This is a genomic window from Acinetobacter sp. 1124_18A (assembly GCF_052824995.1).
This window is the reverse complement of record NZ_VTDF01000005.1, coordinates 145,366-161,685: the sequence shown is the minus strand read 5'-3', so window position 1 is coordinate 161,685 and position 16,320 is coordinate 145,366. Positions and strand designations below refer to the sequence as shown.

The window sequence follows — 16,320 nt, the reverse complement described above, 5'->3', positions numbered from 1 at the left end:
ATATATAAACAACTAGAAATCGTGATTTTACTGAATATGATGTCCCACTCCCCATCAATTCATTGATTGTCGCTTTCATCAAATAAATCAAATGATGGAGGATGCATGATGAATGCTTATGTTCGCCCTCATCCCGATGGTTTTAAATCTTATTTAGGTAAAAATCAGAAAACCGGACTCTATGCTGTGCGGCTTGGTTGGACGGTTTATGAAACGAATGGCAATGGCTCTGTTCTATACATTGTCAAAAATGAAGAGAAAATTCCATTGGATGTAGATAAGTTTAAAACTGATCGACCCAAAATTTATGCTGCTCTTCTTAACGAAGTTCAGTTTCAACGCAAAAAACAACTGGCGATCGATCTCCAGCAATCAAATATCCCTTCTTATGACCGTAAAGCCTACAAAAAACGTCGTGGCTTTATGCACTCTTAAACGTATCTATTTATAGTAGACATATAGAAAAAGCACCCTTGGGTGCTTTTTCTTTTAACGACCAGTTGTAATTAATACGAACATACTCAGTATTAATGTGCTTAATGATCGTTTGCAATGTATGTGGACTTCATGCTCAGCTCCGTGAGCGTATTGATTAACGTTTTCCATTTCGTGTCCTTTAAAGTTCACATTGCTAATTTGCCTAATATTCACACAATAAGAAATTAGCCAAAAGTATTATATGCAATTAAATTTTACATCATCCTTAAATTTTATTAAGAGCTCTACTCACTAACAAATAAGTGCTTTTAAGTTAAAAACTGGATGTAACATTCTACTACGAGGTTAATTATGTATGAGTGATTTGTAGCCCTTTCATCTCAAACAACCATTGCTTAAAAATGATCTTTTAAAATAGAAAAATATAACGATATTCCATTTTTTAATAACAGTCTTCGACAGGAGAACTCTTATGGAAACTCAACAAGAAACACACTCTGCTTTATTTTGTCATACCTCTACCTCAATTCAAGCCTGTATAGAATGTATGATTGCCTGTAAAACCTGTGCAGCAGCATGTTTGCAAGAAGAACATGTTCATATGATGCGAGAATGTATTAAGCATTGCATGACTTGTGTAGAGACATGTCAACTGTGTACGTCTCTAGAGTTGAGAAATTCTGAGCTGGCTGAAGCAGCAATGCAATTGTGTGCAAATGCCTGTCAACTTTGTGCAGCAGAATGCGGCAAACATGACCATGAACACTGCCAGATCTGTGCAAAAGCATGTCTAGCTTGTGCTCAGGCTTGTCAGGCATATCGTGCATAATTGATTTTTCACTCATAAAGCCTACGCAATCTTTAGATCGTAGGCTGATTAAAATTTATTAAATAACAATAAACTAGATATTTTTTATTTAAACTGGGTTAATAATCACTTTTTTATAGGCATAAAAAAAACCCGCATCTTGGGGAAGAATGCAGGCTCTTAGATCTCCCACAACGACCATGAGTTCATTATTAAACTTGAACTTTAAACCGTTAAGTAAATGTACCTACAAATAAATCAAATTGCAATACAGAAGAGTCTGTATATTTAAAATATTTTATTATTTCTACATCGTTTTATTTGCTGAAGAACAAATGGTAAAAAATGGCACCCTAAAAAACATTATTTATGCAGTGATCACCCCATAAATAGTTTTTTCAGGCATTAAAAAAGCCCGTTTCACGGGCTTTTCTGCAACGGTGAGCAATCTAAGATTTGTGTCTATCCATCTCTTACATGCTCTTTGCTAGCTATATGTAAGGTCTTATCGTATCTTTTGCCCTGTCCCAAGTTTCCCTGTGGAGCGAGGAGATATTACGATTACCTTAAGTACAGTTATAGCACATTATTTATTCATGGCTAGTCTTGTTCACGTTTTTTTACAAATGAATAAAATACGATCAAACCTTAATATTTAAGGATTTTCTACACCGTTTGGATATTGATGAGCATCATCGCAAATTGAATACCACTTCACTTTTGAAGTGACAAAAGCATGAGAGCTCACTTGGGTAGATATTTCTTCATTAATGAGCCCTACCCTTAAACGCACCACTTCAGGGTTGTCTAAACGTTCACTCCAGACAGGTGAACCACAAGTTTTACAGAACACTCTCTTTTTATTTGCAAAAGCAAAGTAGGCTTGTAATAAGTTTTCACCCTGCACAATATTTAAATCACTTTTTTGTACTTGTGTAATGGCGGCAAAAGCAGCGCCTTGTGCTTTTTGGCATTGAGTACAATGACAAACCATAATGGGCGCTAATTCGGCATCAATTTGAAGTTGAATACCATTACAAAGACAAGAAGCCGTATAAGCCATGATTTTTCCTTTTTATTTTAATGAGATTTAGCTTACACCCACACCTTTTTCAATGTGATCTAAAATGGCACAAGAGGCCTGTTGGTTACCACAGCAATCATCAGCAGAAGCCTGCAAAATATTGACCATTTCTTGGAGATGGGCAATTTTTTGGTTAAGTTCAGCAATGTGTTTTACGGTTAAGGCTTTCACCTCTGCACTATGTCGATCTGTATTTTTCCAAAGCGAAATCAGCTCTTTCATTTGTTCAGATGAAAAACCTAACTCTCTGGCATGTTTTAAAAAGTTTAAAGTTTTCAAGTCTGTTTCTGAATAAATGCGATAGCCAGAAGCAGAACGCTGAGCAGCTTCAAGTAAACCGATTTCTTCATAGTAGCGAATCATTTTCGCCGAAATGCCCGAATGTTTGGATGCCTGACCGATATTCATCTCACACCTCAAATATTAAATTTGGTTTAAGACCTGCTGTCATGATCTTAAACCAAAAGTTGATTTTCAGCACCCTTACTGTAATGGTGCATGAAAACGTTTTAAGCGTAATGCATTGCCTAAAACAAAAACCGAAGAAAGTGCCATGGCGCCTGCTGCAAACATAGGTGAAAGTAATACACCAAATGCTGGGTATAGCGCACCTGCTGCAATTGGAATAAGTGCAACGTTATATACAAATGCCCAGAACAGGTTTTGGCGTATGTTTCGCATGGTAGCTTTACTTAACGCAATTGCATTCGGTACGCCTTTTAAACTACCTGACATCAACACAACATCGGCTGCTTCAATGGCAACATCTGTTCCTGTACCAATGGCTAAGCCAACATCTGCCTGCGCTAAGGCTGGTGCATCGTTAATACCATCGCCTACAAAGGCCAAGCGACCATATTGTTTTTGCAGTTGGCGAACTGTGTCCACTTTGCCTTCGGGTAAAACCTCTGCCACAACTTCATCAATGTTCAGCTTTTTAGCAATCGCTTGCGCCGTATGACGATTGTCTCCTGTAATCATGGCAACCTTGAGACCTAATTGATGCAAGGCCTCAATCGCAGCATAGGTTGTTTCTTTAATTGGGTCTGCCACAGCAATAATTGCAGCAAGTTTCTGATCAATAGCGACATATAGCGGTGTTTTACCTTCTTCACCTAATTGAGCAGCAATCGTTTGGAATGAGTTGGTATCTAAACCAAGTTGGTGCATATAACGGTCTGCGCCAATTTGTACTTTTTGACCTGATACTTCAGCCTCAATACCTGAACCTGTAATCGAGTTAAAAGCGGTTACGGGTAATAAAGTTAGACCCTCTCTCTCTGCTGCTTGAACAATAGCGAGTGCGATGGGGTGTTCAGACTTGGCTTCGACCGAGGCAACTAAAGTTAGCACTTGTTCACGCTCAAAACCTGATTGCACATTAAAGTCTGTCAGTGTCGGTTTGCCTTCGGTCAGTGTGCCCGTTTTATCAACTGCCACCACTTGCGCTTCTTGTAAAAGCTGCAAAGCTTCACCTTTACGGAACAAGACACCTAACTCAGCACCACGTCCAGTACCGACCATAATAGAAGTTGGCGTTGCAAGCCCCATCGCACATGGACACGCAATAATCAGTACCGCAACAGCATTCACTAAACCAAAAGTCAACGCAGGTTCTGGCCCCCAAATAAACCAAACCAAGAAAGTGATTGCAGCAATTAACATGACAGCCGGTACAAACCACATGGTGACTTTATCGACCAAACCCTGAATCGGAAGTTTAGAACCTTGGGCTTGTTCAACCATGCGAATAATTTGTGAAAGTACAGAAGAAGAACCAACTGCGGTTGCCCGAATGTTTAGAGTACCGTTTTGGTTGATCGTACCACCGACCACCTGATGCCCTACTATTTTTTCAACAGGAACAGGCTCACCCGTAATCATAGATTCATCAATGTAGCTATGCCCTTCGACTACTTCACCATCGACAGGTACACGTTCACCCGGACGAATTTCTACAATAGTTCCACTGACCACTTCGGCAACAGCAACTTCCACCACTTGACCGTCACGCTGAATACGAGCTGTTTTGGGCTGCATTCCAACTAAATGTTGAATAGCTTGCGAGGTTCGTCCTTTAGCTTTTGCTTCAAAATATCGTCCGAGTAAAATTAAACTGACAATAACGGCAGCCGCTTCAAAGTAAACATTGACCGTGCCTTCGGGTAAAACCTGCGGCATAAAGGTTGCCACAACTGAAAAGCTATAGGCAGCTAAGGTGCCAACAGCAACCAGCGAGTTCATATCTGGCGCTAAACGCAATAAGGCTGGAATACCTTTTTGGTAAAAACGGCGACCAGGGAAAACGAGTACTAATGTGGTCAAAACAAACTGTAAAAGCCAGCTATTGTATTGCCCAATGGTGTGCATGACCCACATGTGAAAAGCTGGAATGAGATGTGACCCCATTTCCAAAATAAACACAGGTAAAGCCAATACAATTGAAATGATCAAATCTTTTTTAAGCTGATCTAACTCTGACGCTTTTTTGTCGAGCTGCTCATCTTGATTTTTTTCAGATGCTTTCGCGTCGTAACCTGCTTTTTTAACAGCGCGAATTAAGTCTTCAACATTGACTGAATTATCTGCCTGCACCCAAGCCTGCTCTGTTGCTAAGTTGACGGTAGCTTCTTGAACGCCGTCTACTTTTTTAAGGGCTTTTTCAACACGTGCCACACAAGATGCACAGGTCATACCCTCAATAGATAACTCCACTGGTGCGGCTTTTGGAACATCATAACCTGCTCGTTCAACTGCTTTAACCAGTGCTTCGCGCTTGATCGGTTGATTTGAATAAACAACGGCTTTTTCTGTTGCCAAATTAACGTTGGCAATCTTTACATTTTCAACTTTTTTAAGTGCTTTTTCCACACGACCTACACACGAGGCACAGGTCATGCCTTCGATTGGAAGTGTTTCACTATATGTTGGCAATTTTGTGTTTTTTGAGTCCATCAAACACCTCTGCAAATTTGCAAAATTTAATATTCTGTATTGAGCATACAGATTCCCATCATGGGAAGGTCAAGCATATTTTTTTAAAAAATTAGTATTGACCTTACAATCATGACAAGGTTTAGACTCAGTGTTATCCAAACAAACATCTCATTCTTGATGGAGTATGAACATGAAACTACTTATTGAAAATATGACTTGTGGTGGCTGCGCTCGTGGCGTGACTGCAACGATTCAAGATATCGACCCAAATGCAAAAGTAGATGTAGACTTAGCGACTAAAATCGTAACTGTTGAAAGCAGTGAAAGCGTCGATAAAATTACTGAAGCACTTGAAGAAGATGGTTTCCCAGCTCAAGTGCAATAAAATATAAATATTCTGCATAGCTTCAATCTTTGAGGCTATGCAATTACTCTATTCAAAAATCGATACCGATTGAATCATCTATTGGATTTTGATCTAGCGTAAAAACCGTCCGCTGATAAGGTATCCCTTCAAGATCATACACCTGATAAATACAATCAAATAATAGCTGCAAGTCTTCACTTCGGTCCATTGCACGAGCAGTAATAAAAATCGGACTGACTGCGCCGTTATCTAAAATCGGAATATAATTTAAATGAGGAAAGCGAATAGTATCGGCACTGGCAGGAATAATACACAAACCTTCACCCGCTGCCACCAAGCCCAAAGCCAGTTGAATTTCTCGTATTTCATGCATATTTTTTGGAACCAAACTATGCTCAGCAAAAATATTTAAAAGCTGGGTCGAAAAATTGGGTTTTGGCGAAGTGGGATACATAAACATCTTTTCATCAATGAGATCGGCCAGATATACCCCTTCCGTACGCTGGGCAATCGGATGACTCGTATGCGCAGCAACCACCAAGCGTTCTTTACGTAGCAGAATACGTCTCACCGCAGGATCACTAATTCTTAGACGTCCAAATCCAACATCAATACGCCCTTCTTTTAATGCCTGTAGTTGTTCAGTGGTACTTAACTCCATCAATTGAATATTCAAATGAGGTTGTTGTTGCCGAAATAAATAAATGATTCGCGGCAGTAAACCATAGAGTAAAGACCCAACAAAACCAATCGTCACACTACGTTCAATCAGACCAATACGTTTGGTCATACTTTTTATTTCTTCAGCATTCGACAAAAGTTTAAGAGCGTGCTGATAAAAGAAATGTCCGGCTGGGGTTGTCTGTAAAGGACGGCTTCCACGCTCAAACAGTTGAATTCCAAGCTCACTTTCCAAATTTTGAATCTGTCGACTCAAAGGTGGTTGAGCAATAAATAGTTTTTCCGCGGCTTTTGTAAAGCTCTGCTCTTCAACAACAGCCACAAAATACCGTAAATGTCTTAGTTCCATAAGGCTTCCATACCTTTAAGATATAAAAAAATGCAAATTCAGTCTTAGACACAGTTTAACCATTCTTTTAAGGTATATACAAGCAACAAACCGATGAAGTGATGAATTGCTTTGTGAAAAAGCCTTCTTGCCAATCTTTCAGTGATTCATCTTCATCAATTCACGGTTAAACACCTAGCGCACTCATGCGCTTCATTGACAATATTAGGATATCAAGACCTTGTAGATCGTAGCTAAGGCCTTGGTGACTTCCACACTTTTGGAAAGTCGGAGAACGGACATGCCACGTATTCCTGTAATCAATACTAGCCATCTTGACCGTATTGATGAATTACTTGTAGATAATATCGATACAGGTGAATTTAAACTTCATCGCTCAGTGTTTACTGACGAAGCCCTATTTGACCTCGAAATGAAATACATCTTCGAAGGTAATTGGGTTTACTTAGCACACGAAAGCCAAATTCCAAATAATAATGACTACTACACCACTCACATTGGTCGTCAGCCAGTCATTATTGCCCGCAACCGTAACGGTGAATTGAATGCCATGATCAATGCGTGTTCACACCGCGGAGCACAACTTTGCCGTCACAAGCGTGGTAACAAAGCAACATATACCTGCCCTTTCCACGGCTGGACGTTTAACAACTCAGGTAAACTTCTAAAAGTTAAAGATCCAAGCGAAGCTGGTTACTCTGATTGCTTTAACCAAGAAGGCTCACACGACCTTAAGAAAGTGGCTCGCTTCGAGAATTACAAAGGCTTCTTGTTTGGTAGTTTAAATCCCGATGTTCCTTCGCTTGAAGAATTCTTGGGTGAAACCACCAAAATCATCGACATGATTGTTGACCAGTCTGAACATGGTTTAGAAGTTTTACGTGGTTCATCTACTTATACCTATGAAGGCAACTGGAAACTCACCGCAGAAAATGGCGCCGATGGTTACCACGTTTCTGCTGTGCACTGGAACTATGCGGCAACAACTCAACACCGTAAAGAAACTCAAGCTACCGATAACATCCGTGCAATGAGTGCAGGTTCTTGGGGTAAACAAGGCGGTGGCTCGTATGGCTTTGAAAATGGTCACATGTTGCTTTGGACACAATGGGCAAACCCAGAAGACCGTCCAAACTTCCCGAAAGCAGATGAATACACCGAAAAATACGGTGAAGCGATGTCGAAATGGATGATTGAGCGTTCACGTAACTTGTGCCTCTATCCAAACGTTTATTTGATGGATCAGTTCGGTTCGCAAATTCGTGTACTTCGCCCACTTTCTGTCAATAGAACAGAAGTCACCATTTACTGTATCGCACCTAAAGGCGAAGCACCCGAAGCTCGCGCACGCCGTATCCGTCAATATGAAGATTTCTTCAATGCCTCAGGCATGGCAACACCAGACGATTTAGAAGAATTCCGTGCTTGTCAGGCAGGCTACGCAGGTATTGCCCTTGAGTGGAATGATATGTGCCGCGGTTCAAAACACTGGATTTATGGACCAGACGATGCAGCGAACGAAATCGGTTTAAAACCAATGTTAAGTGGTATCAAAACTGAAGATGAAGGTCTTTATCTTGCCCAACATCAATATTGGTTACACACCATGAAACATGCGATTGCATCAGAGAAAGAAATTGCTGATCAAGGAGAAACAGCATGAGTGCTCAAGACAAAGCAACTTTAGAAAATATTGCTCAGTTTCTCTATCGTGAAGCTCGTTTTTTAGATGATGAACAATGGGAAGATTGGATTGAATGCTATGCGCCCGAAGCTTCTTTCTGGATGCCAGCTTGGGATGACGACGATAGATTAACTGAAGATCCGCAATCTGAAATTTCACTTATTTATTATCCAGACCGTCAAGGTTTAGAAGATCGTGTGTTCCGTATTAAAACCGAGCGCTCATCTGCAACCATTCCAGACACACGCACAAGCCACAATATTGCCAACGTTGAAGTCGTAGAGCACGACGGAGACAAAGTTACTGTTCGCTTTAACTGGAATACCTTGAGTTTCCGTTACAAGACAAATTACAGCTATTTCGGTATGTCACGTTATGTGATCGATTTTTCAGGTGATCAACCAAAAATCTTGAGCAAGTATGTCGTTTTAAAAAATGACTACATCAATCAAGTGATTGATATCTACCATCTTTAAGACATACCCCCTCAGTTAAACGGACTGTTGGCTGAGGGTAAAAGTTTCAAATATTTTGTAGGATACATGCCATGTCAAACCACAATGTTGCACTTCAATTTGAAGATGGTGTTACACGTTTCATTAACGTAGCTCAAGGCGAAACCCTATCTGACGCAGCCTATCGCCAAAAAATTAATATTCCTTTGGATTGCCGTGATGGTGCATGTGGAACTTGCCGCGCATTTTGCGAGTCCGGCAGTTATGACATGCCAGAAGAAACCTATATTGAAGATGCATTAACACCAGAAGAAGCTGAGCAAGGCTATATTCTTGCTTGCCAGTGTCGCCCAACTTCAGATGCCGTATTCCAAATTCAAGCATCGTCAGATGTTTGCAAAACAGCAATTCATAGCTTCCAAGGCACATTAGCCCGCGTTGAAAACTTATCAGATTCAACCATCACATTTGATATTCAACTTGATGAAGGTCAACCAGATATTCATTTTCTTGCAGGTCAATACGTCAACGTTGCTATTCCTGAAACTGGTGAAACACGTTCATATTCATTTAGCTCAAAACCGGGCAATCGCTTAACGGGCTTTGTGGTCCGTAACGTACCGAACGGCAAAATGAGTGAATTCTTAAGCAAAAATGCCCAAGCTGGCGACAAAATGACTTTTACTGGTCCATTCGGTAGCTTCTATTTGCGTAATGTAGCGCGTCCAGTGCTGATGCTCGCAGGCGGTACTGGTATTGCCCCATTTATGTCAATGTTACAAGTACTCGAAGAGAAAGGTTCAGAACAGCCTGTTCGTTTAGTCTTTGGTGTCACCAATGACTTTGATTTGGTTGCTCTAGAAAAACTCAATGAGTTGCAAGCGAAATTCCCATGGTTTGAATATCGAACTGTGGTGGCAAGCCCTGAGAGCAACCATGAACGCAAAGGCTATGTCACTGGTCATATTGAAAGTGACTGGTTAAACGGTGGCGACGTCGATGTTTACCTATGTGGCCCAGTACCAATGGTAGAAGCTGTACGTGGCTGGTTAGAAACTGAAAATATCAAACCTGCTAGTTTCTTGTTTGAAAAATTCTCTGCAAACTAACTCAAGGTGGAGAAGTTATCTATGTCAAACCGTCAAAGATTTACTAATAAAGTCGTGATTGTTACGGGTAGTGCCCAAGGTATTGGTCGTGGTGTGGCACTGCAAGTTGCAGCTGAAGGTGGACAAGTCATCATGGCTGACCGCTCTGAATATGTTGAAGAAGTTCTCAAAGAAATTCAGAGCGCAGGTGGCGATGCCGTCACGATTAATGCTGACCTTGAAACCTATGCAGGTGCGCAAGCGGTAGTCGCAAAAGCCATCGAACACTATGGTCGGGTAGATATCCTGATTAATAACGTAGGCGGCGCGATCTGGATGAAACCTTTTGAAGAGTTTTCCGAAGAAGAGATCATTAAGGAAGTCAATCGCTCATTGTTTCCAACGTTATGGTGTTGCCGCGCTGTGCTCCCCGCCATGATTAAGCAACAGTCGGGGGTTATTGTAAATGTATCTTCAATTGCAACCCGTGGTATTAATCGCATTCCCTACTCTGCTTCTAAAGGCGGTGTAAATGCTCTAACAGCATCGCTTGCTTTTGAACATGCCAAAGACGGGATTCGAGTCAATGCCGTGGCAACTGGTGGAACTGAAGCGCCACCTCGGAAAGTACCACGTAATGCCAATCCGTTAAGTCAAAATGAAAAAGACTGGATGCAGCAAGTGGTTGATCAAACAATAGATCGAACATTTATGGGTCGTTATGGCACAATTCAAGAACAAGTAAATACGATTTTATTTCTCGCATCAGACGATGCATCATATATGACTGGCTCGGTTATTTCGGTCGGAGGTGGAGATCAGGGTTAACCCTGATCTTTTTGCATGATTGGGTAAATAATATGATTTGCATGGAGGCAATCACACATGGCACCCCTGTTAAAGACATTAAAAAATGACTGGTCTATATCAGCAACAGTTGCTGGCTTTCTTGCGGTTTTAATTTCTTACTCAGGCCCACTGATTATTTTTTTCCAAGCTGCTCAGCGTGCCCATGTGTCCACCGATATGATGGTGTCATGGATTTGGGGAATCTCAATTGGTGCCGCCGTTTCAGGTATTTATCTTTCGATTAAATATAAAACTCCTGTCATAACCGCATGGTCAGCACCAGGCACTGCCCTATTAGTTACCCTCTTTCCAAACGTCTCGTTGAATGAAGCAGTAGCCGCCTATATTACTTCCGCCATCGTTATTTTTTTAATTGGCGTTACAGGTTATTTCGACAAATTACTGAAGTGGATTCCGCAAGACGTCGCTGCCGGCATGATGGCAGGTATTCTTTTTCAATTTGGTATTGGTCTATTTACTGCGTCGGATAGCATGCCTTTTATTGTCTTTAGCATGCTCATTGTCTTTTTAATTGCCAAACGTTTAATGCCTCGCTACACCATGATTTGGGTGTTAGCTGCCGGAGTTTTATTAAGCCTTATTTTAGGCAAAATGAATCCGGTTGATGTGAGTTTCAGTTTAGCAATCCCGCAGTGGATTAGCCCAGAATGGACATGGAACTCAACACTCAACCTCGCTGTTCCTCTCATTTTAGTCAGCCTAACCGGCCAATTTTTACCGGGTATGGCGATTATGAAACTCAGCGGTTATGACACACCAGCCAAACCCATTATTACTGTCACTAGTATTGCCTCTTTAGCCGTTGCCTGCGTCGGTGGTATTACAATTGTGCTTGCCTCAATTACCGCAGCTTTATGTATGGGAAAAGATGCACATGAACTGAAAGAAAAACGTTACATCGCAGGAATTGCCAACGGAATTTTTTATATTTTAGGAGGCTTATTTGCTGGCAGTATTGTCATGCTATTTAGCTTACTTCCTAAAGAGTTGGTTGCAGCACTGGCAGGTTTAGCCTTGCTTGGAGCAATTGCCACCAATATTTCTGTTGCCATGAAAAATGACAATCAACGTGATGCTGCACTTATTACCTTTTTAGCGACAGCATCAGGCATGCACTTTCTTGGTTTAAGCTCAGTTTTTTGGGGTATTTGTATTGGTGTAATCGCCCATTTCATTCTCACACCTCGCTCAACTCCAACCACAAATTAAGTTTTTCTCTAAAAACCCAAACTAAAATAAAGCCTCAATCGCCAAATCAGGATGCAAATAATTTGCTACCCCTGATTTGGCGATTTTTATTGAATATAGATTAAATTTCATTTTTAAGATAAAACTCTAAAATAATTAAATAATAGACTTTAGTATTTTGTTTTTATATTTTCACTTCAACTCATAATATAAATTTAACGATATTTTTAGCTGTGATTCTCATCAATAAAATCTATAAAAAAACATCTATAAAACCCTTAAAATTCTCACTATACAATATTTAACTCCATTTTAAAGACACAAAACAACCAGCTTAAACAATAAAAATAAATACATATTTTTCAAACAATTAAATCAATAAAAGCACAATACCTTAAAGACATAAAGATATATCAATTAGGTTTTTGACTCTAATCCAATAACAAAATAGTTTATTAAAAAATAACGCGATACTTCACAAATTGGAGGTGAAGAAAATGGATACGAGCAAGGTTAATATTAATGAGCTAATTGATAAAGCACGTTTTACATCTTTCCATTGGAAAGTTTTAATCTGGTGTTTACTTATTATTATTTTTGATGGATATGATTTAGTTATTTATGGGGTTGCTCTTCCTCTGTTAATGCAGCAATGGTCTTTAACTGCGGTAGAAGCTGGTTTACTCGCCAGTGCTGCTCTATTCGGGATGATGTTTGGTGCCATGATTTTCGGCACACTTTCAGACAAATTAGGCCGTAAAAAAACCATTCTGATTTGTGTCACTTTATTTAGCGGGTTTACGTTTATTGGTGCCTTTGCCAAAGGACCAACCGAGTTTGCAATTCTGCGCTTTATGGCAGGCCTTGGTATTGGTGGGGTCATGCCAAACGTTGTGGCACTTATGACCGAATACGCACCCAAAAAAATCCGCAGTACATTGGTTGCAATCATGTTTAGTGGCTATGCAATTGGCGGCATGACATCTGCTCTACTCGGTGCATGGCTGGTTAAAGATATGGGCTGGCAAATCATGTTTTTAATTGCGGGTGTTCCCCTATTATTACTCCCGCTGATCTGGAAATTTTTACCTGAATCTCTCACCTTTTTAGTGAAATCGAACCATAGCGAGCAGGCAAAAAGTATTGTTAGTAAAATTGCGCCTCAAACTCAGTTAAACGCCAATACACAACTGGTATTAAATGAAAGCACAACAACAGATGCACCTGTCCGTGCCCTTTTCCAACAAGGGCGTACCTTCAGCACATTTATGTTCTGGATTGCTTTCTTTATGTGCTTACTCATGGTGTATGCCTTAGGAAGCTGGTTACCCAAACTCATGCTGCAAGCAGGCTATTCGTTAGGTGCAAGCATGTTATTCCTCTTTGCACTCAATATTGGCGGCATGGTCGGTGCAATTGGTGGTGGTGCTTTGGCAGATAGATTCCATTTAAAACCTGTTATTACGATCATGTTTATTGTGGGTTCAGCAGCTTTAATTCTACTTGGCATTAATAGTCCGCAATTTATTTTATATAGCCTGATTGCGATTGCTGGTGCTGCCACAATTGGTTCGCAAATCTTACTCTACACTTTCGTTGCACAGTTCTATCCAACGGCACTTCGTTCAACTGGCATGGGCTGGGCATCTGGAATTGGCCGTATTGGCGCGATTATTGGACCAGTTTTAACAGGAGCGCTACTCACACTTGAGCTTCCTCACCAAATGAATTTCTTAGCGATTGCAATTCCGGGTGTGATTGCTGCACTTGCAATATTTATGGTCAATCTAAAAGCCTCTGTTGCTGCACAGACTCCATCAACTTTTAACCCTCAAAACACGCTTACCCAGCAGTAAACATAAATGCGCCGAGGACTGGCGCATCTTTTTGGAAATGGATTATGAAACTATTACATCGCTTTCAGCCACATGCTTTAACCTTCGCAACCTTAGTATTGATGTGTGGTAATTCATTCGCTGCAAATCCGAATCAGCAGCTCGAAGATGAATGGAAATTCACGCTAAAGAATGCTTATATCAACCGTGATTTTGATAATGATGCGCTCAAAGACACAGGCAGTTGGTCTCAGGCAGCATCGCTATTTTATAAATCGAAAATGCATGACACTCCACTGCAAATTGCAGACAAGCCGATTACGATTGGTGCAGATGCTTCTGTCCAATACGCTGTTCGCTTGAGTTCAGATAAACATGTAGCCGATACGGTTTTACCTTTTAACAAGGAAACCCAGTCACAAGCATCCGACTTTTTAAAATACGGCGCCACTTTAAAACTGGGCTATGACAAAACCCTTTTAAGTGTCGGTGAACTCTGGCTAGATTTACCTGTAACGGCTGTGGATGCCAGCCGACAATTGCTTGCCTCTTATTGGGGAACCAATCTTAAGTCGCAACTTTCAGATCAGCTCTATGCTGAAATTGGGCGGGTTGAAAAAGTCTCTCCACGAAATGAAGAAGACTTTAAAAAGTTTTCGTTCACGGCAAATGGAATGACCAAAGAATCTGATGGCTTAAATTACATAGATCTGCGCTATCAATTTACGCCATCTTTAAAGGGCGAATATTACTTTGGTAATTTAGAAGACCTCTATAACAAACACTATGTAGGGCTTGAGCATAATTGGAAACAACCTAATTTTGCCCTCACCTCTAAATTTAAATATTTCAATGCAAAAGATGATGGCAATACTTTTGATATTGATGCGCAAAATATTGGGGTGCTTGAAACGCTAAAAGTAAAAAATCATACCTTTGGTTTAGGTTATCAACAAATTATGGGTGAGTCCGCTTACCCTCTACCAGATGGTTTTTTACCAGAGACCTACTTCATTAACTGGAATGCAACAGGTTTCTTTAAAGAAGACGAAAAGTCTTACCATGTGATGTATGGCTACGACTTTAAAGACTATGTACCAGGCTTAAATGCAATGGTGAAATATGTTTACGGCCATGACTTTAAAGCAGCCAATGGTGAAAAGAATCATGAAACCGAGTCGAATGTGATTTTAAACTATGCATTTCAGCAACCGTTCTTAAAAGGCGTTGCCCTGCAATATATTCGTATTGATTACAACGTTAAACATGGTAATGACTTTGGTGAAGATCGCTTGTTTGTAAACTACACCAAAAAGTTTTAATAACTTTTGATTCATTCTAAGCGGGCCAATTTTGGCCCGCTTTTTTATATTATTTCGCTCATAAAAAAACGCTCTTACGAGCGTTTTTAATTAATCTTGTAGCTTAAGCAACATGCTTTTGTACAACAATCGAACCTACTGAATAACCAGCGCCGAAAGATGAAATCACGCCATATTCGCCATTATCTACTTCGTGGCCTGTACGGTGTAAAGCAATAATAACGCCTGCTGAAGAAGTATTGGCAAACTCATCCAGAATAATTGGAGCACGGCTTAAATCTGCCTCTTTACCAGCCACATATTTCAAGATTAGCTCATTCATATTGGCATTGGCTTGATGTAACCAGAAGCGCTTAATATCATTTGCAGTTAACTGTATTTTTTCCAACTGCGCATTAATAATCTTTGCTACAAGTGGACAAACATCTTTAAAGACTTTGCGGCCATCTTGACGGAATAACTTGTCGTCAACCACTGCATCTTCGCTACGGTTTAAGAAACCAAAGTTATTGCGAATGTTGTTTGAAAATTGAGTAAATAAATGAATATCTAAAATTTCAAAACCAGTTTTAGTCGTCGTTTCTTCAATAATAGAAGCCGTAGCAACATCACCAAAAATGAAGTGACAATCACGGTTACGGTAGTCTAGGTGACCAGAAGTAATCTCAACATTCACCAATAAAACACGGCGAGCACCTGAACGAATTGCATCTGCCGCTTGTTTCAGACCAAAAGTGGCAGCTGAACATGCAACGTTCATGTCGTAAGCATAACCTTGAATACCAAGTGCCGACTGGATTTCAATCGCAACTGCTGGATAAGCACGCTGCATGTTTGAACATGCCAAAATCACAACATCGATATCTTCAGCAGTCACGCCTGCATTTCCCATTGCTTGTTTCGCAGCAATAACGCCCCACTCTGCTTGAAGTGAAAGTTCATCATTTGAACGTTCAGACAAACGAGGACGCAAACGAGTTGGATCAAGAATACCTGATTTTTCGATTACATAACGACTTTTAATACCAGAAGCTTTTTCAATAAATTCAGCACTTGAACCACGTAATTCTTCTAGTTCACCCGCTGCAATTTTCTCTGCATTTTCTTGGTTATATTGTTCCACATAAGCATTTAAACTGACGGCCAGTTCTTCATTAGAAATGGTTTCTGTTGGGTGAAATAGCCCAGTACCTGTAATACGAATGCCCATGTAA

Annotated in this window: 14 protein-coding genes and 2 pseudogenes; 10 read left to right on the top strand and 6 right to left on the bottom strand. The window is 40.4% G+C overall.

The genetic code is table 11. The features are described 5' to 3' along the window. The first annotated feature begins 105 nt into the window (after positions 1–105). Positions 106–435 carry a hypothetical protein gene (locus FY048_RS12065; RefSeq protein ID WP_016138745.1) on the top strand — a complete coding sequence of 110 codons (330 nt, stop codon included), beginning with the start codon at positions 106–108 and terminating at the stop codon, positions 433–435. Between the two features lie 475 nt (positions 436–910). Then, complete coding sequence (locus FY048_RS12060) at positions 911–1,267, top strand: four-helix bundle copper-binding protein (protein ID WP_446091294.1); 357 nt, start codon at positions 911–913, stop codon at positions 1,265–1,267. A gap of 634 nt (positions 1,268–1,901) precedes the next feature. On the opposite strand, the gene FY048_RS12055 is transcribed toward FY048_RS12060, so the two are convergent. The 3 genes from FY048_RS12055 to FY048_RS12045 form a co-directional block, all read right to left on the bottom strand. Then, positions 1,902–2,309, bottom strand: coding sequence for a GFA family protein (locus FY048_RS12055; RefSeq protein WP_446091293.1), 408 nt, complete (start codon positions 2,307–2,309; stop codon positions 1,902–1,904). A 27-nt stretch (positions 2,310–2,336) separates the two neighbouring features. Next, positions 2,337–2,738, bottom strand: coding sequence for a Cu(I)-responsive transcriptional regulator (gene cueR / locus FY048_RS12050; protein ID WP_446091292.1), 402 nt, complete (start codon positions 2,736–2,738; stop codon positions 2,337–2,339). 75 nt (positions 2,739–2,813) lie between these two features. After that, a complete protein-coding gene (locus FY048_RS12045; RefSeq protein WP_446091291.1) occupies positions 2,814–5,285 on the bottom strand; it encodes a heavy metal translocating P-type ATPase in 2,472 nt (823 codons plus the stop codon). A gap of 166 nt (positions 5,286–5,451) precedes the next feature. Here FY048_RS12045 and FY048_RS12040 point away from each other — a divergent pair, with 166 nt between their 5' ends. Continuing rightward, entirely contained in the window at positions 5,452–5,652 is a 201-nt protein-coding gene (locus FY048_RS12040; RefSeq protein ID WP_077162564.1) for a heavy-metal-associated domain-containing protein, read from the top strand. Between the two features lie 52 nt (positions 5,653–5,704). Here FY048_RS12040 and FY048_RS12035 read toward each other — a convergent pair whose 3' ends face one another. Further along, positions 5,705–6,664: a LysR substrate-binding domain-containing protein gene (locus FY048_RS12035; protein WP_446091290.1), complete on the bottom strand. Its 960-nt coding sequence runs from the start codon at positions 6,662–6,664 to the stop codon at positions 5,705–5,707. Positions 6,665–6,708: 44 nt separating this feature from the next. Beyond that, positions 6,709–6,838 (bottom strand): annotated as a pseudogene (locus tag FY048_RS12030) (hypothetical protein). 106 nt (positions 6,839–6,944) lie between these two features. Here FY048_RS12030 and benA point away from each other — a divergent pair. The 7 genes and pseudogenes from benA to FY048_RS11995 all read left to right on the top strand — a co-directional run bounded on the left by benA (position 6,945) and on the right by FY048_RS11995 (position 15,106). Continuing rightward, positions 6,945–8,327, top strand: a complete 1,383-nt coding sequence (gene benA, locus FY048_RS12025; protein WP_446091289.1) for a benzoate 1,2-dioxygenase large subunit — start codon at positions 6,945–6,947, stop codon at positions 8,325–8,327. Further along, positions 8,324–8,843 (top strand): annotated as a pseudogene (benB, locus tag FY048_RS12020) (benzoate 1,2-dioxygenase small subunit). The gene benA and the pseudogene benB overlap by 4 nt, the downstream one beginning before the upstream one ends. Positions 8,844–8,895: 52 nt before the next feature. Beyond that, positions 8,896–9,912 (top strand): benzoate 1,2-dioxygenase electron transfer component BenC, encoded by a 1,017-nt coding sequence (benC, locus tag FY048_RS12015; protein WP_446091288.1) that lies wholly within the window; start codon positions 8,896–8,898, stop codon positions 9,910–9,912. Between the two features lie 21 nt (positions 9,913–9,933). Next, positions 9,934–10,719: a 1,6-dihydroxycyclohexa-2,4-diene-1-carboxylate dehydrogenase gene (locus FY048_RS12010; protein ID WP_446091287.1), complete on the top strand. Its 786-nt coding sequence runs from the start codon at positions 9,934–9,936 to the stop codon at positions 10,717–10,719. Between the two features lie 57 nt (positions 10,720–10,776). Further along, entirely contained in the window at positions 10,777–11,970 is a 1,194-nt protein-coding gene (gene benE, locus FY048_RS12005; RefSeq protein WP_446091286.1) for a benzoate/H(+) symporter BenE, read from the top strand. Between the two features lie 476 nt (positions 11,971–12,446). Continuing rightward, positions 12,447–13,805 (top strand): aromatic acid/H+ symport family MFS transporter, encoded by a 1,359-nt coding sequence (locus FY048_RS12000; RefSeq protein ID WP_016138755.1) that lies wholly within the window; start codon positions 12,447–12,449, stop codon positions 13,803–13,805. A 44-nt stretch (positions 13,806–13,849) separates the two neighbouring features. After that, the gene (locus FY048_RS11995) at positions 13,850–15,106 is read left to right on the top strand and encodes an OprD family outer membrane porin (RefSeq protein WP_446091285.1); all 1,257 of its coding nucleotides are present in this window, start codon (positions 13,850–13,852) and stop codon (positions 15,104–15,106) included. Between the two features lie 103 nt (positions 15,107–15,209). Here the strand turns inward: FY048_RS11995 and FY048_RS11990 are convergent, their stop codons facing one another. Then, a complete protein-coding gene (locus FY048_RS11990) occupies positions 15,210–16,316 on the bottom strand; it encodes a beta-ketoacyl-ACP synthase III (protein WP_446091284.1) in 1,107 nt (368 codons plus the stop codon). Between the last annotated feature and the right edge of the window lie 4 nt (positions 16,317–16,320).